Consider the following 20,971-nt stretch of genomic DNA (forward strand, 5'->3'; position numbering starts at 1 on the left):
TTTGTGTTGTCATGACTGCGCAGCGCTGATGACGGCAAAGGAGCTTTAGCATGTTACATATTGCGCTTTTTCAGCCACAAATTGCCCCTAATACCGGTAATATTATTCGGCTGGCGGCGAATAATGGTTGCCGCTTACATATTATCGAACCGATGGGCTTTGATTTTGAAGAAAAGAAATTACGGCGCGCGGGATTAGACTACCATGATCTGGCTAATGTCAGCCGTTATCCGGATTACGCTCATTTTTTTCAGGCGATGGCCGGTAGACGGATTTATGCTATTACCACCAAAGGAAGTCGCTTTTATCATCAGGTGAGTTACCAGAGCGATGATGTGCTGTTGTTTGGTTCAGAAACCAGCGGCTTACCGGATAGCGTACGCGATAGTTTGCCGGCAGAGCAGAAAATTCGTATTCCGATGCAAGCCGGTGCCAGAAGTTTAAATCTGTCGAACAGTGTGGCTATTGTCAGTTATGAAGCCTGGCGACAACTACAATTCGCCGGTGGTGTCTAGAGCACCATATAGCTGGCGCTAAGCCAGTTGCTGCAGAAACTGATTAATGGCAGCAAACACCTGTTGGCGCATGGCATCCTGCTCCATCAACAACTCGTGCCGGCCAGCGTTAATACTGCACAGCGTCTTCGGTAAAGCTGCTGGCAGGGCATTAAACCATTGCCGCTGCGCAGTATTGGCAACCACTTTGTCGGCGCTGCCTTGTATTAGCAGCACCGGCGTTTGACAGTTCACCACATCCCGCCTTAGCTGACGCATAGCCAGAATGGCCTGCACCAACCACTGGCAACTGACACCACCCAATTGCAGTTGCGGTTCACGTAAATAGCAGTCACGCAGTGCCTGATAGCGGGCCGGGCTGGAGGTCAGATCATTACCGGCAAAGACTTTATCACTATAAGCTTGCTGGCCCGGAAAATAGCCCGCCTGCGCCAGTGGGTTGGCCCTTAAGCGACGGCAATAGGCTAATGCCAGACCTTCAGCCACGCGGGTCGGGACCGGCCCACTGTGAATACCAAACATCGGAGAGCAAAACACGGCAGCACTGAAAAAGCTATGCCATTCCTGCCACATGGCACCAGTCAGTAAAGCGGCGGCAATAGCACAACCCATTGAGTGAGCTAATAACAGATGCTGCGGGTGACCGTTCGGTTGCACTATCTGGCGTAGAAACTGTGCTAAATCCTGCTGATAACATTGAAATGATTCAACATAACCTGGTTGTGGATCGGGCAATAAGCGGCCAGAGCGCCCCTGACCGCGATGATCCAGAATAAAGACACTGTAGCCCGCACTTACCAGCTCGTACATCAGTTCACTGTACTTGACGGCGGTTTCGATGCGGCCACTGCTAATCACCCAGGCCGCAGTGGCACCTGGTGTCAGCTGGTAACTGTAATGGATGGGGATACCGTTGACACCGGTAAAATGGCCGTGCTGCAGCTGCTGCCAGAAGGGGAGCAAGGTTTGTTGCCAGTGATCACTCAGTGTCGTTTCGTTGGCAAGTTGTCGGAGTTCAGGAAAGCAGCGGTTAGTCATCTGGGTCAAGCGTCTGGTTTGGCGGTGGCAGCGGCAGTGTAACATTGATTTGCAGGCCGCCACCAGCCGGCAGGCTGGCACTGACCTCGCCGTGATGCTGGCGAATAATTTGCGCGACTATCGCCAGGCCAAGGCCTGTACCGCCGGTTTGGCTGTTGCGGCTATCACTGACCCGATAAAAAGGCTGAAAGATATCACTTAGCTGCGCCTGCGCAATACCTGGTCCATAATCGCGCACTGTCAGCAGGAGTTGTTGCGCCTGCACTGTAATGGTGCAGTCAATATGCGAGTTAGTTGGGGCATATTTCAAAGCATTGCGCACGATATTCTCAATTGCCCGTCCCAACAGGTGGCTGTCGGCCAACAGCCACACCTGAGCCGGTGCCTGGAACCGGAAGTGCTGTTGCTTCGCATCGGCTTCCAACTGATTAATATCCAGCACCTGTTCGGTCAATGCCACCAGATCAACCGGGTGGTACTGTAATTGATACTGACCGGCGTCGAGTTTGCTATAGGTCAGCAGTTCATCCAGCATCGCCTCCAACCGTTCCAACTCGCTTTTCAGTCGTGGTAATTGTTGTAAATCCTGCTGGCGCTCGCTTAAACCCAAAGCCAGTTGCGCCCGGGCCAGTGGCGATCGTAATTCATGTGAAATATCGCGCATCAACCGCTGTTGATTATGCAATAGCGCACTGATCCGCTCGGCCATGGTATTAAAACTGCGGCCAAGCTGCCCCAGCTCATCCTGACGCTTGGCTAACTGTTCAACCCGGCTATCTAACTGACCATGCGCAAAGCGCAGGTTTTGCTGCAATAGTTCGCGCAAAGGTCGCGAGATTGAAATGGCCAGGACAAAGCTGGCCGCGGCGGAAATCAGTAATAGCAGCAAGACTAAAATGGGCTCTGACAAACTACTTAACCGCCACCAGGGCTGCGATGGGCGCTGGCGTAATTGATACAACGCCAGTTGCTCGTCAGCCAGTTGCAGCATAAAGGGGCCGGCGAGATGAATATTATTATGCCGTAACAACCGTGGCCGGTTGAGTTGGTTAAGTTCCGTTAACCAGTTCAGGTTGAAGTTGCGTGGCAGTAACTGCGGCGTCAGTAACTGATTGTCGCGGCTCCGGACTATCACCCAGCGCTGCTCGGCCTGCTGCGACAGGCGTTGCAATAGTGACGGCGTGTCCGGCAGCTGTTGCCATTGCAAAATTTGCTGCTGCAATTGTGCAGTAATACTGGGGGGCAGACGGCGGATATCGGTATCTTCAATTAATTGCCTGGATAGCAACAAGGTGAGGGCGACCGTCAGCATTAACACTAACCAAAACCAGATAAAGATGCGTCCAGCCAGTGAATTAACCGGGTTGAGCCAGCCTAACTGCATCAGGATCCCTCCGTTAAAAACAGATAGCCACTGCCACGTAAGGTTTGGATTTTTTCACTCTGGCTATGCTGCGCCAGCTTTTTCCGGATATTACTGATATGCATATCCAAACTGCGATCATACTGTTGTAAGCGCCGTCCTAATACAGCACGGCTTAAATCATCTTTACTGACCACCTCTCCGGCCCGGCGCATCAGCTGTTCGAGTAATTGAAATTCGGTGGCGGTAAGGCTGATCGGATGACCGGCACAACTGACCTGGCGGTTTTGTGCATTCAGACGGACCTCATTCAGCTCCAGTAGCGGTGAGAGATCGTGTTGTTCTTGCTGTAACAGTTCGATACGGCGCAAGATGGCTTTGATCCGTGCTACCAGTTCGCGCGGATTAAAGGGTTTTGCCAGATAATCGTCTGCCCCGAGTTCCAGTCCCAGAATGCGATCGATATCGTCACCGCGGGCCGTTAACATTAATACCGGACAGTAGGGGCCCTGACGTAGGGCTTTTAGCACAGATAAACCATCAAGCTTTGGCAGCATCACATCCAGCAGAATTAAATCGCAATTGCTGTGAGTCGCGCGGGCCAACCCCTGTTCCCCATCATGCACCGCCTCAAACTCGAAACCGTCCAATGCCAGGTATTCTGCCACCAGTTGGGTCAGTTCGGTGTCATCATCAATCATCAAGATTTTGGGCATAGCTAACCTCCTGCTTTAGCTCAGTTTACGTGGTTGTCAGGATACTGTCAGGTCCTTTACAGAACCTTTACCTGAGGTTTGCGTTGCTTTGCACTTGGCGGGCTAAACTGAAAGCGTCAACAAAGTGGAGTACACAAAATGAAGGTTAAAACGATTTTAGTCAGTATCACTAGCGGTTTATTATTAATCAGTAGCCTGAATCCGGCGCTGGCCGGCGACAAAGGCGAGTGGCGGCAGAAAATGGCCGGTGCCGGGCAGCATGGTCAGCTCTGGCAGCAACTGGACTTAACTGACCAACAACGCCAACAGATCCGCGAGTTGATGCAAGCGCATCGTGCGGCTAAGCCAACAGCACAACGTGAGGCGATGCAAGCGCTGCTGGACGCACCGCAGTTCGACGAGCAAGCAGCGCGCGATATACTGGCGCAACGCGCGGCACAGCGTGAACAACGGCAACTGGCCGGTTTAAAGCTGCAGCATGAGATCCGGCAGTTGTTAACCAGTGAACAACGTGAACAGTTGCAGCAATTGCAGCAACAACGCCACAGCAAGCGGCATGACAAAGCCGGCAAGCCAGGACGTTGGCATAAGCAAAGCGCCGATAATAACTAATCGACGCCGAGCTCTTTCAGTTTCCGTGTCAGGGTATTGCGGCCCCAACCCAGTTTGCGGGCCGCTTCTTGTTTATGACCATGGGTATAACGTAGCGCCTGTTCCAGCACCACTTTTTCAAAAGCGGGTGCTGCTTCGGCCAGGATATTATCCTGCCCGGCTGCCAGACGCTCACTGACCCAGCTCGCCAGTAAGGCTTGCCAGTTATCTGCGGTTAAACCGCTACCGTTAACCAGCTGCGGCTTAGGCTGCTGCAGCAATTCTGGCGGTAAGTCCGATACCACTATATGCTTGCCACTGGCCATCACGGTTAGCCAGCGACAGGTATTCTCTAACTGCCGGACATTACCTGGCCACTCCAGATTGCACAGTACTTGTTCTGCTTCTGTACTTAGTGTCTTCGCTTCAACGTTAAGCTCAGTGGCAGCTTGCTGTAGAAAGTGTCGCGCTAACTTGCCGATATCCTCGCGCCGATCTTTTAACGCCGGCAAATGAATCCGAATGACATTCAGGCGATGAAATAAGTCTTCCCGGAATTTACCTTCCCGTGCCAATGACTCCAGATTTTGATGCGTGGCGGCAATGATCCTGACATCCACACCAACCGGCTGATGACCACCTACCCGGTAAAACTGACCGTCGGCCAGCACCCGCAGTAAACGGGTTTGCACATCCAGTGGCATATCACCGATTTCGTCGAGAAACAGGGTGCCACCATCTGCCTGCTCAAAGCGGCCTTTGCGGGCATTATTGGCACCGGTAAAGGCGCCTTTTTCATGACCAAACAACTCGGACTCAATCAGATCTTTTGGAATGGCCGCCATATTTAGCGCGATAAAGGGCTGCTCATGTCTTGGGCTATGTTTGTGCAGTGCCCGCGCCACCAATTCTTTACCGGTACCGGACTGACCATTAATCAGCACACTAATACTAGAGCGGGCCAAGCGGCCAACTGCTCTGAATACCTCTTGCATCGCTGGTGCCTCACCGATTATTTCGGTGCTCAGCAGCGGTGGCGTCGGTTGCTGTTTCGCCCGGCGGTTTTTGTGATGTTCCAGCGCTCTGCTGATCAGTGCTACCGCATCATTAACGTCAAAGGGCTTAGGCAGATACTCAAAAGCGCCGCGTTTAAAGGCATTGACTGCGCTGTCCAGGTCGGAGTGCGCGGTCATAATGATGACCGGTAATTCCGGGCTGAGCTGTTGTAATTTACCCAGTAACTCCATGCCATCGGTACCCGGCATCCTGATATCGGATACGACTACCGCCGGCTGCTCGTAATCGAGTCGTTGTAACATTAAATCGGCGGAGGCAAAGCTTTCACAATGAATGTCATTGCGACTAAGGGCCTTTTCCAGCACCCAACGGATCGAATTATCATCATCAATTATCCAGACATCCTGGTTCATAGTGGGTCCTCATGGTCTGAAATTGGCAGATAAAGCGTGAAAGCGGTGTAGCCTGGCCAGCTTTCACAATCAATCCAGCCACGCAGTTGATGGATAAGCGTTTGTGCAATAGATAACCCCAGGCCGGTCCCGCCGGCTTTACCACTGACCATTGGGTAAAACAAGGTGTCTCGGATCTCGGCCGGAATGCCGGGGCCGTTATCAATTACCTTGATACAGGCTACCAATTTATACCTTTTGCCATGTAGGGTATGTTGCGACAGAATCCGGGTCTGCAGCGTAATATCGCCGCCCTGGGCCAGGGCTTGTTGGGCATTGCGCACAATATTCAAAATGGCCTGTTGCAACAATTCCGGATCAAAGTAGAAATCCGGAATACTGGGATCGTAGTCACGATGAAAATGGATCGGTGCCGGGTTATCAATGCGGGCCAGTTGCAGCACCTGCTCGACCATCTGATGCAGGTTGCTCAATAACAGCTGTGGTGGTCGGTAAGGCCCGAGCAGACGGTCTACCAAATTACGTAAACGGTCAGCCTGAGCAATAATTAATTGCGTATATTCTTTTTGTTCTTCGCTTAATGACTCTTCCAACAATTGCGCGGCCCCGCGCAAACCACCAAGTGGATTTTTGATTTCGTGCGCCAGATTGCGCACCAGCTCCCGTGCTGCCAGATGTTGATGCTGCTGTAAGCTCTCCATACTAATTTTACGTTGCTGATCAACCTGCCTCAGTTCCAGTAATAATTGCAGTGGTTGCTGGTCGAGCAGGGTGACGGCGATATCGAGCAGTAAATGGCGCCCATCCGGTGTGACCGCCTGCACGTCGCTTACGCTAAATGACTGCCGGTGCAACAGTGCATTCTGCAGGTGTGAGGCTTTTAAATCCAGATGCTGAAATACGGTTGGAAAATGTTGATTACTGAGCCGTTTCTCACCCAAACCCAAGACAGCACAGCTGGCGGTATTGAAATAACGGATATGTAATTGCTGGTCGAGCACCAGCACAGCGGTGGTCAGCTGGTCGGCAAGCGCACTGGCAAACAGATCCTCGGGCATAAGCTATCCTCTTGCACCAAATTGGTGCTTTCGACCGGCAGTTTAGCCCGAGCGGTGTCAGATTACACTGACTTTGCACTAATTTGGTGAAATTACACTGGCACGGTGTAAGTAAAACGTTGTTACAGGACTTATTGCAATTAGCTTGCCGTTTTGATCGATGAGTTCTAATTGAATGGTATGTTCGCCACGGTCAATATCACGTAGCACAAAGACTGCAGTGTTTTGAGGTTCGCCATAAGCCAGGCCGTCGAATACCAGCCGCACCCTTAAGCCGCGCTGAAAACGTGGTTTGATCCGGCCTTCAATATAGACTGAGCCGGTATTATCACGCAACGTCGCCTGATCTTCTGGTTGAAACACCTGGACTTTAAAGGGCTCTGGCGCGGCAGGCTTGGGCTCGGGGAATTTGACTTCAGTCGGATCCATCAGATTAGGCCGAACGGTAAGGGTAATTTCCTCCGCTCCTGGCGATGGACTATCAGAGAAAATCACCACTCCGTTGGCATCGCGGCTGACATAAATACGTTTCTCCTGCGCCAAAAGGGTGCAGCTTAGCGTGAGCAACGTCAGTATTAAAATCAGTATCCGCATCTACCCTTATTCCCATATTGTCATCCTGACCTAGTTTTATAACTCTAGCTGGAAAATGTTAAATTTTCTACAAAAAAAAGCCCACCGAAGTGAGCTTTCTGTTTTAGTACTTTTGCACTAGTCGGGCTTAGACACTGTAGTACAGTTCGAATTCCAGTGGATGCACAGCCATTGATACCTTGCGGGCTTCTGCACGCTTGATAGCGATGTAGGCATCGATCATTTCGTCGGTCATTACGCCGCCTTTGGTAAAGATCGTGCGGTTTTTATCCAGCTCGTTCAGTGCTTCATCCAGTGAGGTGGCAACCTGTGGAATATTCGCTGCTTCTTCGGCTGGTAAGTCGTACAGATCTTTATCCATCGCATCGCCTGGGTGGATCTTATTCTGGATACCGTCGATACCGGCCATCAACTGAGCGGCAAAGGCCAGGTATGGGTTAGCTGCCGGATCCGGGAAACGACACTCAATACGACGCGCTTTAGCACTTGGTACCAGTGGGATACGGATTGACGCTGAACGGTTACGGGCTGAGTAAGCCAGCATCACCGGTGCTTCAAAGTGAGGTACCAGACGCTTGTACGAGTTAGTCGACGGGTTAGTAAAGGCGTTCAGCGCCTTGGCATGCTTGATAATACCGCCGATGTAGTACAGTGCCAGTTCAGATAAACCGGCATATTTGTCACCGGCAAACAGGTTTACCCCGTCTTTAGCCAGTGACTGGTGGCAGTGCATACCTGAACCGTTATCACCCACCAGCGGTTTTGGCATAAAGGTGACGGTTTTACCGTACATATGTGCCACGTTGTGGATCACGTACTTTAATTGTTGAATTTCGTCGGCTTTTTTCGTCAGCGTATTGAAACGGGTGGCAATTTCGTTCTGACCAGCGGTCGCTACTTCATGATGGTGCGCTTCGACTACCTGACCCATTTCTTCCAGCACCATACACATGGCGCTACGGATATCGTGGCCTGAATCGACCGGCGGTAACGGGAAGTAACCGCCTTTCACGCCCGGACGGTGGCCTTTGTTGCCGTCTTCATACGCAGTACCTGAGTTCCAGGCAGCTTCAGTCGAGTTAATTTTAAAGAATGAGCCCGACATATTAGTTTCAAAACGAATATCGTCGAACATAAAGAATTCAGGCTCTGGTCCGAACAACACGGTATCCGCAATACCGGTCGACTTCAGATAGTCTTCAGCACGCTTGGCAATAGAACGTGGGTCGCGGTCATAACCTTGCATGGTGCTTGGTTCAATAACGTCACAGGTGATGTTAAGGGTGGTTTCTTCGAAAAACGGATCCAATACTGCAGTGCTTGGGTCCGGTAACAGGATCATGTCTGAATCATTGATACCTTTCCAGCCAGTAATTGATGAACCATCGAACATTTTACCGTCTTCGAACATATCGGCAGAAACCTGACTAACCGGTACTGTCACATGCTGCTCTTTACCCTTAGTATCGGTAAAACGCAGGTCAACAAACTTTACTTCGTTTTCCTTGATTAACTTTAATACGTTTTCTACAGACATGTAATCCTCCAACTGACCCATTTTGAGCATTTCGCTGATTGCTTGCCCTAATAATGCCAATACCATGCCAACATACTAAGCTTATGTATTGTATGGATTTGCTCTTTTAGTGTCAGCGTTATATCTCACCGGCTGCACAATAACGGTGCAACGCTGCGCCAATTTGGTGCTAAGCAAGCAAGGTGTTGAGTGTAGCTGAGAATTGGACTGTTGAAAAAAAATACCAAAATCTTTACAGGAGTTTTTTCTTTCAGCACGAAAACAGAGTAGAATATGCGCCCTTTAGTTTTTATTTGCGTTCGCCTGGTGGTCATTCTGGTCATCTAGTGCCACACAGAGGATAGTTATTCATGAGCGTCACAGCGTCATCCATCGACAAGCTACGTAATATAGCCATAATCGCCCACGTTGACCACGGCAAAACCACCATGGTAGATAAACTGTTGCAACAGTCAGGTACTTTTGATGCCCGCACCAAATTGCAAGAGCGGATCATGGACTCCAATGCGCAGGAATCGGAGCGGGGTATTACTATCCTGGCGAAAAACACCTCAGTGCGCTGGAACGGTTACCAGATCAATATTCTGGACACGCCAGGCCACGCCGATTTCGGTGGTGAAGTTGAGCGGGTACTGTCAATGGCAGATTCTGTGTTGTTGCTGGTGGATGCGGTTGAAGGCCCGATGCCACAAACCCGCTTTGTAACACAAAAAGCCTTTGCGCACGGCTTAAAGCCGATCGTTGTCATTAACAAGGTTGATAAACCAGGCGCCCGCACCGATTGGGTTATTGATCAGGTATTTGATCTGTTCGATAACCTGGGTGCCTCTGATGAGCAGCTGGACTTCCCCATCGTCTACGCTTCTGGTCTGAATGGTTGGGCTTCAATGGAGGCCGACGTAAAGAAAGACGATATCACCGACCTGTTCGAAGCGATCATCAAGTATGTTGAGCCACCAAAAGTCGAGTTAAATGGTGAAACGCAACTGCAGGTATCGCAACTGGATTACTCCAGCTACCTGGGTATTATTGGTATTGGTCGGATCAAGCGTGGCTCGTTAAAACCAAACCAGCAAGTGACTATTGTTGGCGCTGACGGCACTAAGCGTAACGGTAAAGTGGGTCAGGTCTTCGGTTACCTGGGTCTGGAGCGGATTGAAACGAATGAAGCCACAGCTGGTGATATCGTTGCCTTTACCGGTCTTGGCGAGTTAAAAATCTCTGATACTATCTGTGCCCCAAATAAAGTTGAAGCGCTGCCGGCACTGCAAGTTGATGAACCAACGGTAACGATGACTTTCCAGGTAAATACTTCGCCTTTCGCTGGTAAAGAAGGCAAGTTCGTGACGTCACGTCAGATTTTAGAGCGGTTACAAAACGAGTTGAAACACAACGTGGCCCTGCGGGTTGAAGAAACCGAAGACGGTGACAAGTTCCGGGTTTCAGGTCGCGGTGAATTGCACCTGGGCGTATTAATTGAAAATATGCGCCGCGAAGGTTTTGAATTAGCAGTATCACGGCCTGAAGTGATTATGCGAATGGTTGACGGTGTAAAACAAGAACCATTTGAAGAGGTGACCATCGACGTGGAAGAGCAGCATCAAGGCTCGATCATGGAGAAGATGGGTGAGCGAAAAGCGGAAATGACCAATATGCAACCTGATGGCAAAGGCCGGATCCGGATGGATTTCGTGATGCCAAGCCGTGGTTTAATTGGTTTCCGTACCGAGTTTATGACCTTAACCTCAGGTACCGGTTTGATGTATCACACCTTCTCGCATTATGGTGATTTCAAAGGCGGTACTATCGGCTTACGCAATAACGGCGTATTGATTTCCAATGCTACCGGTAAAGCGCTGGCCTATGCGTTGTTTACGCTGCAAGAGCGTGGGCGTTTATTTACCAGCCATGCCGATGAGGTTTATGAAGGCCAGATTATCGGTATTCACAGCCGTAGCAATGACCTGACGGTAAACTGTCTGAAAGGCAAGCAACTGACCAACATCCGTGCTGCGGGTACGGATGAAGCCTTAACGCTGACACCACCGGTGCGGTTAACGTTGGAAAGTGCGTTAGAGTTTATTGACGACGATGAGTTGGTTGAAGTGACACCAAAATCAATTCGGATCCGGAAAAAGTATTTGACCGAAAACGAGCGTAAACGCGCCAGCCGTAATGCTGAATAAGCGTCTTACCCGGTAACAAAAAGCCCCGGCAACCTTGCCGGGGCTTTTTTTTTTTCGGCTTGGGTTACCGATGCTTAGGGCGCGACCTGCTGCAGAATCAAACCGCAGATATAGGCTCCGTAAGTGCCTAAACCATAACCTAACACAGCCAGCAGGACACCAACCGGTGCCAGCGATGGATGAAAGGCTGCGGCAACCACCGGTGCTGAAGCTGCGCCACCGACGTTCGCCTGACTACCGACCGCCATATAAAATAACGGCGCTTTTATTAAACGGGCGACAAACAGCATTAAGCCACCGTGGAACGCCATCCAGACAATACCCACCAGGAACATCTCCGGATAATCTAAGATCGCCGTAACGTCCATATGCATGCCGATGGTGGCCACCAGAATATATAAAAATACGGTACCCAACTTAGAAGCGCCGACTGCTTCCAGTTTCCGCACCTTAGTACCGGATAACAGTAAACCGACTGTAGTAGCAATGACGACAATCCAGAAGAAGGAGCTGGTCAGGCTGTAAACTTCTAAATAAGGCGCTTCACGTTCAATCCAGGGCACAATCAGATCGGCCAGTAAGTGCGACAAACCGGTCACGCCAAAGGCCACGGCCAGGATCAAAATAAGGTCAGTCACCTGCGGAATACGGGCATTTTCTGCCTGATATTGCTCTATTTTCTGCTGCAGGTGACGAATCGCACTGGTATCAGCGCCGGTTTTCTGGTCGAAATAGCTGGCGCGACTGGCCATAAATAACAACACCGCCATCCAGATATTCGCCACGATCACATCGACTGTAATCATCACGGAGAAAATACTGCCGTCGACGTTAAACACTTCTTTCATCGCGGCCTGATTGGCGCCACCACCGATCCAACTGCCGGCAATGGTAGTCATGCCTTTCCAGATATCACCACCCAGCGCTTCCGGATAGAGCTGTCCCAGCATCAGCAGCGCCAAAGGGCCACCAATAATAATACCTGCGGTACCGGTTAAAAACATGATTAAGGCTTTAGGGCCCAGACCCAGGATGGCTTTAAAGTCGACACTTAAGGTCAGCAACACCAGACTGGCCGGTAACAGATAGCGCGATGCCATCTTATATAAAGATGACCCCTCACCGTCGATAATGCCAAAGCTGTTAAGTAACGATGGGAGAAAGTAGCAGAGTAACAATGCCGGCACGTAACGGTAAAAGGCTTTGCAGTAACGGTTTTCGCTATGGCTGGTATAGAACACCAGCCCCAGAATCACCGCCAGGATGCCCAGTACTACGGCATCATTAGTGATTAGAACAGTGGTTTCTTGCATATATTATTCTTGTAGTTAAGGCCGCAGCCTGGATTAAAGTCGCAACATAACGCAGCAGGGTTAATATTTGCCAGCTGCCTGCGGCAGTGTGCCGTAAAATGTGGTCAGCTGGCAACACGCTGACACAGCCAGGCACAAAAATCGGCAGTGGTCTGAACACAATTAATACCTAATATGGGTCGCCTGGTATGGCGTTATCTGCTAACCTCTAAAGCGGCTAAAGTTGATATTTATCAAATCCGCGCAGACGGATCCCCAGTATTATTTACCAAACAATGCAGGAGTTTTAGAATGAATAATATTAACCGTCGTAATTTCTTTAAAATTTCAGCCGGCGCCGTCATCGGTATGACTGTCGGTGGTGTCAGTTTGCGCGCCTTTGCTGCTGAGCCGGTAAAGCTGGATGATCCGCTGGCTGCTGCGATGAAATACACCCATAAATCAGAAAAAGCGGATCAGAAATGTGCCAACTGTAATCTGATCCAGGGTGAAGATGGTCAGGAATGGCGGCCATGTGCGATCTTCCCGGGCAAGCTGGTGGCTGCGGAAGGCTGGTGCTCTGCCTGGGTGAAAAAAGTTTAAGTCTCTCCCGTGTAAAACAAGTGCCGGCAATTTGCCGGCGTTTTTTATGGTGCGCCGGTAAGTGGGTGGCTTTAAACTTTACCGGATCAAGGCAAATTTAAATGCCGGCCACCATCCAACGCCAATACCCGGCCGGTCAGATAACGGCTGCTTAAAATATAATTGACCGCTTTGACCACTTCCTGTGCACCCGGCTCGGTTTGCAGTAACGACTTTTGCAAGGCGTGCTGTTTATACTCTTCACCATCACCAGCATTAAACATCAACAGGGCCGGGGCTATGGTATTGACCTTAATGCCGGGGGCAAACTGGCGGGCAAAGGAGAGTGTCAGATTTTCCAGTGCTGCTTTTGAGGCGGCATAGGCAATATGTTTAGCACTGCCAACACTGGCGACAAAATCACTTAACTGAATAATATCTGCCTGCTCACTTTGCTGCAGTTGCGGCAGCAAGGCCCGGTTTAGTAAATAAGGCGCTCTGGCATGCACCTGCTGCAGATAATCAAAACTGGCTGCTTCGGCTTCCAGTTGTTGTAGCAGACTCTGGTGCTGTGCTGGCGGATCTTTGCGCCAGTCTGAGGCGTTATGAATCAGTGCCCGTAGTGGGCCCAGGGTTTGTAGCTGGCTGATAAAGTTCGCCAGGCTGGGTAAGTCGGTTAAATCACATTGTAGGGTCATGACGCCGGCGGCCTGCAACTGCTCCAGCCCGGGCCGCACCGAACGGTAGCTGGCTACAACCTGATAGCCCGCTTGTTGTAAATCTAATGCCAATGCCAGCCCAACGCGTTGTGCGGCGCCGGTGATTACAATAATTTCGTTCTGCATAAGGTGTTTATTCGCTTGATTCGGATACGTTCGGCTTTTTACGTGCAATACGCGGTTTAGCTCAGTTGCTGCGATCACTTCGTTGTCATAAAAAAGTCATATCGCACTGCTAAGGTTCGCCGCAGCGAGAGGCTGGCTGAGGAGAAAGCGATGACGTTCGGGATAAAAATTGCGACCAGGGTAATGCTGTTAGGGTTGGTACCTCTGGGATTACTGGTCGCGGTGTTATTGGCTTCATTTTATGCTGCCAACGAGAAAGATCAACTGTTTAACCGCTTATACAGCGAACACCTGGTGATTCTGGCTGACGTCATGCATACGCAGAAGATCCTGCAGCAACAAGGTCTGGCTGAGCTCCAGCAATATCGAACTGGTTGGGCTTCAGCCGAGGCAACCCATACTAAGGTCACCACTCTGCTGCAACAGGCCGAATTACACTGGCAGCAATTTCAGGCGCAGCGGGTCGTAGATAGCGAAGAGACAGCCGCGGCCTTTACCGAGCTGGATCAGACGTTTGCCCGGGCTTTGAAGCACTATCAGGACTGGATTGGTTATGTCGGAACAGACGCTTTGCTGGTCAGAATTTTAAATGAGTCGACGATTAGTAACGAGGTGAAGCAGCAGATCCAGCCGTTTACCGATCTAGCTGACCAATTTATTCAGCAGCAAATTGCGACGGCGGCGAAAGTACGGGATCAAGCCACAGCCCTGACTCAGCTGATGTTGCAAGTTTATCTGCTCGGGGGCCTGTTATTAGCGCTGCTGATTTTGGCGTTGATTTGGCGCACCCGGCGAGCCGTTAATTTGCCACTGCGCCAATTACGCGATTTGTTGTTGCGATTGGAGCAGGATGCGGATTTAACGCTGCGTGCCAATGCGCAGGGCCAGGACGAAATAGCAGAAGCCGCAACCGCACTTAATCGGATGTTGCAGCGATTTGCAGACTTGCTGCAACAATTAGGGGTGAGCGCAGCCCACCTTAGTCAGCAGGCAACAGAGGTTTCTGCCTTTGGTGAACAGGTTAAGGGCGGGGCGGCTGAACAAGCTCAGCAAGCAGACCAGCTGGCGCTGGCAGCCGCTGAAATGCAGCAGGCATTACAGCAGGTAACCGCGCAAACGCAAGCGGCATCGGAAACTGCCCAGGAGGCGACAGAACGCTGCGTCAACGGGCGACAGGTGAGTCAAGCCAGTATGCAGAGTGCCGAACAACTTGCGGCAGAATTGGCACAAAGTGCTAAGCTTACCGCAGCCTTGCAGCAAGACTCGGCAAAAATTTCCGGGGTGCTGGAAGTGATAGGCAAGATCTCCGAGCAAACCAATTTGCTGGCGCTGAATGCCGCCATTGAAGCGGCACGCGCTGGCGAGGCAGGACGGGGCTTTTCAGTCGTCGCCGACGAGGTCCGGACCTTGTCGGCGAATACGAAAGCGGCAACGGAATCGATCCGGCAAATGATAGTCAGCTTGCAGCAACAAGCTGACAAGGCGTTGGCAGGGATCAGTGTCGCCGATCAGCGGGCATTACACAGTGTGCAGCTGGCACGGCAAACCGAGCAGATGTTTGGCGAGTTAGCCAATGAAGTCACAGCGCTACACAATTTTAATGCCAGAATTGTCAGCGCCAGTGCCGAGCAACAGCAACTGGCCGTGCGTTTTAATCAGGGTATTAATCGCTTACATGATGCCAGCCAGCAGTTGCATCAGGGCACAGCGGCATCCGCACAGGCCAGCGAACAACTCTCAGCTGTGGCTGCACAGCTGGAGCAGGGGTGGCGTTCATTTAAAGTGGTTTGATTTGCTGTTTGTCATATTAGTGTCACAAAAATATCGCAAACTGAGCGCATCAACTAAGCAGGTACTGAGGGTACTCCAGATGAAAATGTCAAAATTACACACCGTTGTCGTCGCTGCAGCTGTCAGCATCAGTCTGCAGGCCGTTGCGCAAAGCACGCGTGATACTATCCAAATTGCCGGTTCGTCGTCGGTATTACCGTTCTCATCGGTTGCAGCAGAAGAATTTGGTAATAACTTTGCCCAGTTTAAAACGCCGGTCGTCGGTTCAGGTGGTTCGTCAGGCGGTTTACGCCAGTTCTGTCAGGGCGTCGGTACCAACACTATTGATATCGCCAATTCATCACGGCCAATGCGTCCGGGTGAAGTAGAAGCCTGTAAAGCCAATGGTGTAAATTCAATTATTGAAGTCAAAATCGGCTATGACGGTATCGTGTTTGCGTCACGGATTGATGCCGGTGATTTTGCGTTGAAACCAGAACATGTGTTCCTGGCGCAGGCAGCGCAAGTACCACAAAATGGCAAAATGGTCGCTAACCCTTATACTAACTGGCGCCAGATTGATGCCAGCTTACCAGATCAAAACATTCTGCTGGCGATCCCGGGTTCTAACCATGGTACCCGTGAAGTCTATGAAGAGAAGGTTGTGGTTCCGGGTTGTCAGGAATTACCGGAAGTCAAAGCCATGAGCAAAGATGACCAGGGTAAATTCTGTGTTGCGATGCGTACCGATGGCCGGGTAGTAGAAATTGCCGGTGACTACACTGAAACTCTGGCGCGTTTACAAGCACAGAGAGATGCGATTGGTGTCTTTGGGTTAACCTTCTATGAAAACAACCGTGACCGTATCAAGGTAGCGACCGTTAGTGGTGTCGTGCCGACCGTTGATACAGTGCTGTCTGGTCAGTATCCGGTGGCCCGTCCATTGTTCTTCTATGTAAAAGGCGCACACATTGGTGTGATCCCGGGGTTACAGGAATTTGCCGAGTTCTTCGTAGCTGATGCCACCTCAGGTTTTGGTAGCCCGTTAGAAGCGGTAGGTTTAATTCCGTTATCAGACGATGAGCGTGAACAGACACTGCAGCAAATTCGTAGCAAGCAGTCACTGTAATCTGAACTATGCTTAATAAAAAAGAGTCGCCCGTCGGCTCTTTTTTCGCCACTTACGCTGGCTGTAATAAAACTGTCATTTTTGGCGTTTATGCTGTCGGCCTTTGGCTGCAGGGCAATGGCGCACTGCTAACACGGAGCAAAGATGAGTAACCTAACGTTAATTGTATGCTTGCTGGTAGTGATGGCAATGGCCTATCAGCTTGGCATGGTGCGCAGCCGCAAGGTAGCGACAATTAACCCGGTACAGCGGATGCATTCGCGACCACAGCACTACGGCATGATGGTTGCGCTGTGGGCCGTATTACCGGCTTTTTTTATCTTAGTTATTTGGAATCTGTTGGCACCTGATGTGATAGCTGCACTGGTACAGCAGAGTTTACCGCCGGAAATTCAGAGCCAGGATGCACAGGCAGTGGCGGTAACGCTGCGCCGGATTGCCAATCTGGCGGCAAATTTCGGCATCGTCGCGGAAGCCGCTGATTGGGAACTGGCAGCAGCAGCTTATATGCAGCAGTTACAGCATAGCAGCGGTCTGATGCTAACGGCGTTGATGGCGGCGATTGCGGCAGCAGGCCTGACCTTCAGTTACTTTAAAATTGCACCACAGCGCCGCGCCCGGCATCAGGTGGAACGGGTCGTGAAGGCAGTGCTGGTGATCTGTTCAACTATCGCCATTTTGACCACTATCGGCATTGTGTTGTCGATGGTGACCGAGACGCTGAAATTTTTTAGTTTTATCAAACCGACAGATTTCTTTTTTGGCACGACCTGGAACCCGCGGTTCTCGACTACCGGCACCACCGACCAGGGCAGCTTTGGTTTATTGCCGTTGTTAAGCGGTACCATGATGATTGCGGTTATCGCATTATTAGTCGCGATTCCACTGGGGTTAATGGTGGCGATTTATCTGGCTGAATATGCGCCCGCTAAGTTACGTAATACGGTAAAACCGGTGATTGAAGTTTTGGCCGGTATTCCGACCATCGTCTATGGCTTCTTTGCGTTGGTGACTGTTGGTCCTTTTCTGTCCGATCTGGGGCAAACACTGGGCCTGACCATCCGCGCCACTTCGGCGCTGACCGCCGGGGTGGTGATGGGGATTATGATTATTCCTTTTATCTCGTCTTTGTCTGATGACATTATTACTCAGGTACCCAAGGCACTGCGCGATGGCTCGCTAGGCCTGGGCGCCACTAAGTCAGAAACGATTCGTAAGGTGGTATTACCTGCCGCCTTACCCGGTATTGTTGGGGCTGTGTTGCTGGCCGCGAGCCGGGCAATAGGTGAAACGATGATCGTGGTGCTGGCCGCTGGTAATGCGCCGGCGCTGACGGCTAACCCGTTCGAGGCGGTATCGACGGTCACGGTAACTATTGTCAATCAGCTGACCGGTGATAATGACTTTGCCAGCCCACAATCGTTAGTGGCCTTTGCCCTGGGTCTAACCCTCTTCGTGATTACCTTATTGCTGAATATTATTGCGCTGGTGATCGTCCGTAAGTATCGCGAACAATACGAGTAAGCCAAGATGACTGTCGCAGAAACTGAAAAGAAACCCTTGCCGGCGCCGTCTAAGGTGCAGCAAAAGGTGCAGCAATCGCTGGCACGGCGCCAGCGCCAGGAAAAACTATTCCGTGGTGTGGGTATCAGTGCGGTCGCCTGCAGTTTGTTGTTGGTGGCGCTGCTGTTTATTAATATCTTCTCCAAAGGCTTGCCGGCGTTCTGGCAGGCCACCATCACGCTGGATATTTACTTTGATCCGGCAATAGTGAAGATTCCGGAGCAGCCGGTGCAGGGCGCAGAGGAATCTGATAATGACTTTCGCGAGCGCGATCTGGCGTGGCGCTCGGCGGTGGGAATGGTCAATTACAACCGGCTGATTCAGGCCGGTCTGGAAAAAGTGATCCCGGATGCGTTGCAGCATCGCCGTGATCTGGCACGTATCGTGACTTCGGGTGAACGTTTCGCGCTACGGGATCTGGTGATTGCTGATCCAACTTTGGTTGGTCAAACCAAAACCCTGCATTTACTGACCGATGCTAATATCGACGTCTGGTTAAAAGGCAATATCGATCGCAGTTTGCCGGATGCTCAGCAGCAGCTGAGTGCCAAGGTGCGGGAATGGGTTGACCAATTAGCTGCCGAGGGCGTGATCCAGAATCGGTTTAGTTTTGCACTCTTTATGAACCCGGATTCGCGCAGCTCGTTGGCCTCCGCCGGTCTGGCTGGCGCCTTTATGGGCTCCTTATATATGATGCTGGTGGTGATACTGCTGGCAGTACCTATGGGTGTCGCCGCCGCGATTTATCTGGAAGAGTTTGCACCAAAAAATAAACTCACCGATTTGGTTGAAGTGAATATCAACAATCTGGCAGCGGTACCTTCTATCGTGTTTGGTTTGCTCGGTGCCGCGGTGTTTATCGGCTGGTTTAACCTGCCGATGTCGGCGCCGGTGGTGGGTGGTTTAGTGTTATCATTAATGACCCTGCCAACTGTCATTATCGCCACCCGCTCGACCTTAAAAGCGATACCGCCATCGATCCGGCAAGCGGCGCTGGGCTTAGGTGCCTCGAAGATGCAGGCAATCTTTCACCATGTATTACCGTTAGCCATACCGGGCATTTTGACTGGCGCCATTATCGGGGTGGCGCAGGCGCTGGGCGAAACCGCTCCGTTGCTGTTAATCGGTATGAAATCCTTTGTGGCGTCGGTACCGGCAGGTCCCTTTGAACAATCTACAGCTTTGCCGGTACAGATTTATCTGTGGCAAGGTAATGAATTACGTAATTTCTTTGAGGCCAGAACCTCAGCGGCGATTATCGTGCTGCTGGCGTTAATGCTGAGCCTGAATGCGCTGGCCATCTGGCTGCGGAAAAAATATGAGAAAAGGTGGTAAGGCCGATGAGTAATGACAAGCTTCAGACTGCGACCGTAACAAGCGCTGATATTAACGACATTAAGCTGCAGGAGTCGCTGGCAGCGACTGCGGCGCAGCCGGTCAAGATTACGGCACGGGATGTGAAAGTATTTTACGGCGATAATCAGGCGATTCACGGTATTGATTTAGACGTTTACCAAAACGAAGTCGTCGCCTTTATCGGGCCGTCTGGCTGCGGTAAATCAACCTTCTTACGTTGTCTGAACCGGATGAACGATACCATTGATATTTGTCGGGTAACCGGTGAGATTAAGTTGGATGATAGGAATATCTATGATCCGACGCTGGACGTGGTGCAATTGCGTGCGCAAGTTGGCATGGTATTCCAAAAGCCGAATCCGTTCCCAAAGTCCATCTATGAAAATATTGCCTACGGGCCAAAACTGCACGGTTTAGCCGAGAAAAAGTCGGATCTGGATGATATTGTCGAGTCGAGTTTGCGACGTGCTGGTTTATGGAATGAAGTTAAAGATCGTTTAAATCAGCCAGGCACCGGTTTGTCCGGTGGTCAGCAGCAACGGTTGTGTATTGCTCGTACTATTGCGGTGAGTCCGGAAGTGATTTTGATGGATGAACCCTGCTCGGCGCTGGATCCGATTGCGACCTCGATTATTGAAGAGTTGATCGACGAGTTAAAGCAAAACTTTACCATCGTTATTGTGACTCACAATATGCAACAGGCCGCCCGGGTATCGGATCGTACCGCTTTCTTCCATTTGGGCAACCTGATTGAGATTGGTGCCACTAACGAGTTATTTACTAACCCGAAGCAAAAACGCACCGAAGATTATATTACCGGCCGTTATGGTTAAGGGTGATAGTCAAGGTTTTGCAAACCCGCCGCCATGGCGGGTTTTTTATCGCTGTTTTTGGTGTTAATGCCAGCTTTGGTCTGAGTTTGTGGCAAGGCTTAGCTTAAAGTCATTAATATGACACTTTTATGACATTTTTATGACATTTTTATTTAAAACAAGTTTAATTTAATTTGTTTTTAATCAGTAGCTTACGGTTAAAATAAATAATTTTATCACCTTCATTAAACTGTAACAAAAATCTGCTAGACAGGCCGATTTTTGCTGTCTATAGTTCAAGCAAGTTCACAGGTGAGGGCAGGCAGATGAAAAAATCCATTCCAACCATAATCGCAGTCGCCGCCGCTTTGGCATTAACCGGCTGTTCGACTTTAGATACTAACCGTTATACCTACCAACTGGATGAAGAGCGGATGAAGCAGGCGCCGGCATTAACCCGCACTGCTGCACATACCGGCCATGTTGTCTGGGTTAACCCACCGCAAAAGCGGGTTAAAGCTGAGCAAAAATAACAGGCAGATACAAGGTTAAGTTGTAAAAAAGGCCCGCATTGTGCGTAATGCCGATCAGTTA

General features: G+C 50.7%; 19 protein-coding genes. 10 read left to right on the plus strand and 9 right to left on the minus strand.

Translation table 11 applies throughout. From position 1 onward, the window contains the following. Window positions 1-50: 50 nt before the first annotated feature. Window positions 51-515, plus strand: coding sequence for a tRNA (cytidine(34)-2'-O)-methyltransferase (locus tag AAY72_RS13995; protein ID WP_057788332.1), 465 nt, complete (start codon window positions 51-53; stop codon window positions 513-515). Between the two features lie 18 nt (window positions 516-533). Here AAY72_RS13995 and AAY72_RS14000 read toward each other — a convergent pair whose 3' ends face one another. From AAY72_RS14000 to AAY72_RS14010, 3 genes are read right to left on the minus strand one after another with little or no spacing between them, the layout of a single operon-like run. Beyond that, window positions 534-1,553: an alpha/beta fold hydrolase gene (locus AAY72_RS14000; protein ID WP_057788334.1), complete on the minus strand. Its 1,020-nt coding sequence runs from the start codon at window positions 1,551-1,553 to the stop codon at window positions 534-536. Beyond that, window positions 1,546-2,937, minus strand: a complete 1,392-nt coding sequence (locus tag AAY72_RS14005; RefSeq protein ID WP_057788336.1) for an ATP-binding protein — start codon at window positions 2,935-2,937, stop codon at window positions 1,546-1,548. Before AAY72_RS14005 ends, AAY72_RS14000 begins: the two co-directional genes overlap by 8 nt. Further along, a complete protein-coding gene (locus tag AAY72_RS14010) occupies window positions 2,937-3,632 on the minus strand; it encodes a response regulator (RefSeq protein WP_057788338.1) in 696 nt (231 codons plus the stop codon). Before AAY72_RS14010 ends, AAY72_RS14005 begins: the two co-directional genes overlap by 1 nt. Window positions 3,633-3,770: 138 nt before the next feature. Between AAY72_RS14010 and AAY72_RS14015 the strand changes: the two genes are divergently transcribed. Next, entirely contained in the window at window positions 3,771-4,244 is a 474-nt protein-coding gene (locus AAY72_RS14015; RefSeq protein ID WP_057788340.1) for a Spy/CpxP family protein refolding chaperone, read from the plus strand. Here AAY72_RS14015 and glnG read toward each other — a convergent pair. From glnG to glnA, 4 genes are all read right to left on the minus strand, one after another. Then, window positions 4,241-5,653: a nitrogen regulation protein NR(I) gene (gene glnG / locus AAY72_RS14020; protein WP_057788342.1), complete on the minus strand. Its 1,413-nt coding sequence runs from the start codon at window positions 5,651-5,653 to the stop codon at window positions 4,241-4,243. The two genes, AAY72_RS14015 and glnG, sit on opposite strands and share 4 nt — an antisense overlap. Continuing rightward, window positions 5,650-6,711, minus strand: coding sequence for a nitrogen regulation protein NR(II) (gene glnL / locus AAY72_RS14025; RefSeq protein ID WP_008984531.1), 1,062 nt, complete (start codon window positions 6,709-6,711; stop codon window positions 5,650-5,652). Before glnL ends, glnG begins: the two co-directional genes overlap by 4 nt. A gap of 78 nt (window positions 6,712-6,789) precedes the next feature. Then, window positions 6,790-7,305 carry a DUF4124 domain-containing protein gene (locus tag AAY72_RS14030; RefSeq protein WP_057788344.1) on the minus strand — a complete coding sequence of 172 codons (516 nt, stop codon included), beginning with the start codon at window positions 7,303-7,305 and terminating at the stop codon, window positions 6,790-6,792. Window positions 7,306-7,432: 127 nt separating this feature from the next. Next, window positions 7,433-8,842, minus strand: a complete 1,410-nt coding sequence (gene glnA / locus AAY72_RS14035) for a glutamate--ammonia ligase (RefSeq protein ID WP_057788360.1) — start codon at window positions 8,840-8,842, stop codon at window positions 7,433-7,435. A gap of 350 nt (window positions 8,843-9,192) precedes the next feature. Between glnA and typA the strand changes: the two genes are divergently transcribed. Next, window positions 9,193-11,028 carry a translational GTPase TypA gene (typA, locus tag AAY72_RS14040; protein WP_057788346.1) on the plus strand — a complete coding sequence of 612 codons (1,836 nt, stop codon included), beginning with the start codon at window positions 9,193-9,195 and terminating at the stop codon, window positions 11,026-11,028. A 74-nt stretch (window positions 11,029-11,102) separates the two neighbouring features. On the opposite strand, the gene AAY72_RS14045 is transcribed toward typA, so the two are convergent. Continuing rightward, entirely contained in the window at window positions 11,103-12,341 is a 1,239-nt protein-coding gene (locus AAY72_RS14045; protein ID WP_057788348.1) for a DUF819 domain-containing protein, read from the minus strand. A 291-nt stretch (window positions 12,342-12,632) separates the two neighbouring features. Between AAY72_RS14045 and AAY72_RS14050 the strand changes: the two genes are divergently transcribed. After that, window positions 12,633-12,923, plus strand: coding sequence for a high-potential iron-sulfur protein (locus AAY72_RS14050; protein ID WP_008984526.1), 291 nt, complete (start codon window positions 12,633-12,635; stop codon window positions 12,921-12,923). An 86-nt stretch (window positions 12,924-13,009) separates the two neighbouring features. Here the strand turns inward: AAY72_RS14050 and folM are convergent, their stop codons facing one another. After that, a complete protein-coding gene (gene folM / locus AAY72_RS14055) occupies window positions 13,010-13,747 on the minus strand; it encodes a dihydromonapterin reductase (protein ID WP_057788350.1) in 738 nt (245 codons plus the stop codon). A 150-nt stretch (window positions 13,748-13,897) separates the two neighbouring features. Here folM and AAY72_RS14060 point away from each other — a divergent pair, with 150 nt between their 5' ends. From AAY72_RS14060 to AAY72_RS14085, 6 genes are all read left to right on the plus strand, one after another. Next, the gene (locus AAY72_RS14060) at window positions 13,898-15,538 is read left to right on the plus strand and encodes a methyl-accepting chemotaxis protein (protein WP_057788352.1); all 1,641 of its coding nucleotides are present in this window, start codon (window positions 13,898-13,900) and stop codon (window positions 15,536-15,538) included. Window positions 15,539-15,617: 79 nt separating this feature from the next. Next, window positions 15,618-16,646: a substrate-binding domain-containing protein gene (locus AAY72_RS14065; RefSeq protein ID WP_057788354.1), complete on the plus strand. Its 1,029-nt coding sequence runs from the start codon at window positions 15,618-15,620 to the stop codon at window positions 16,644-16,646. A gap of 144 nt (window positions 16,647-16,790) precedes the next feature. Further along, window positions 16,791-18,170 carry a phosphate ABC transporter permease subunit PstC gene (pstC, locus tag AAY72_RS14070; protein ID WP_057788356.1) on the plus strand — a complete coding sequence of 460 codons (1,380 nt, stop codon included), beginning with the start codon at window positions 16,791-16,793 and terminating at the stop codon, window positions 18,168-18,170. 6 nt (window positions 18,171-18,176) lie between these two features. After that, window positions 18,177-19,544, plus strand: a complete 1,368-nt coding sequence (pstA, locus tag AAY72_RS14075) for a phosphate ABC transporter permease PstA (RefSeq protein WP_008984521.1) — start codon at window positions 18,177-18,179, stop codon at window positions 19,542-19,544. A 5-nt stretch (window positions 19,545-19,549) separates the two neighbouring features. Next, window positions 19,550-20,398, plus strand: coding sequence for a phosphate ABC transporter ATP-binding protein PstB (gene pstB / locus AAY72_RS14080; RefSeq protein ID WP_008984520.1), 849 nt, complete (start codon window positions 19,550-19,552; stop codon window positions 20,396-20,398). A 305-nt stretch (window positions 20,399-20,703) separates the two neighbouring features. Beyond that, entirely contained in the window at window positions 20,704-20,910 is a 207-nt protein-coding gene (locus tag AAY72_RS14085) for a hypothetical protein (RefSeq protein WP_008984519.1), read from the plus strand. The last annotated feature ends 61 nt before the right edge of the window (window positions 20,911-20,971 follow it).

It is taken from the genome of Alishewanella sp. WH16-1 (assembly GCF_001441695.1).
Lineage (GTDB): Bacteria > Pseudomonadota > Gammaproteobacteria > Enterobacterales > Alteromonadaceae > Alishewanella > Alishewanella agri.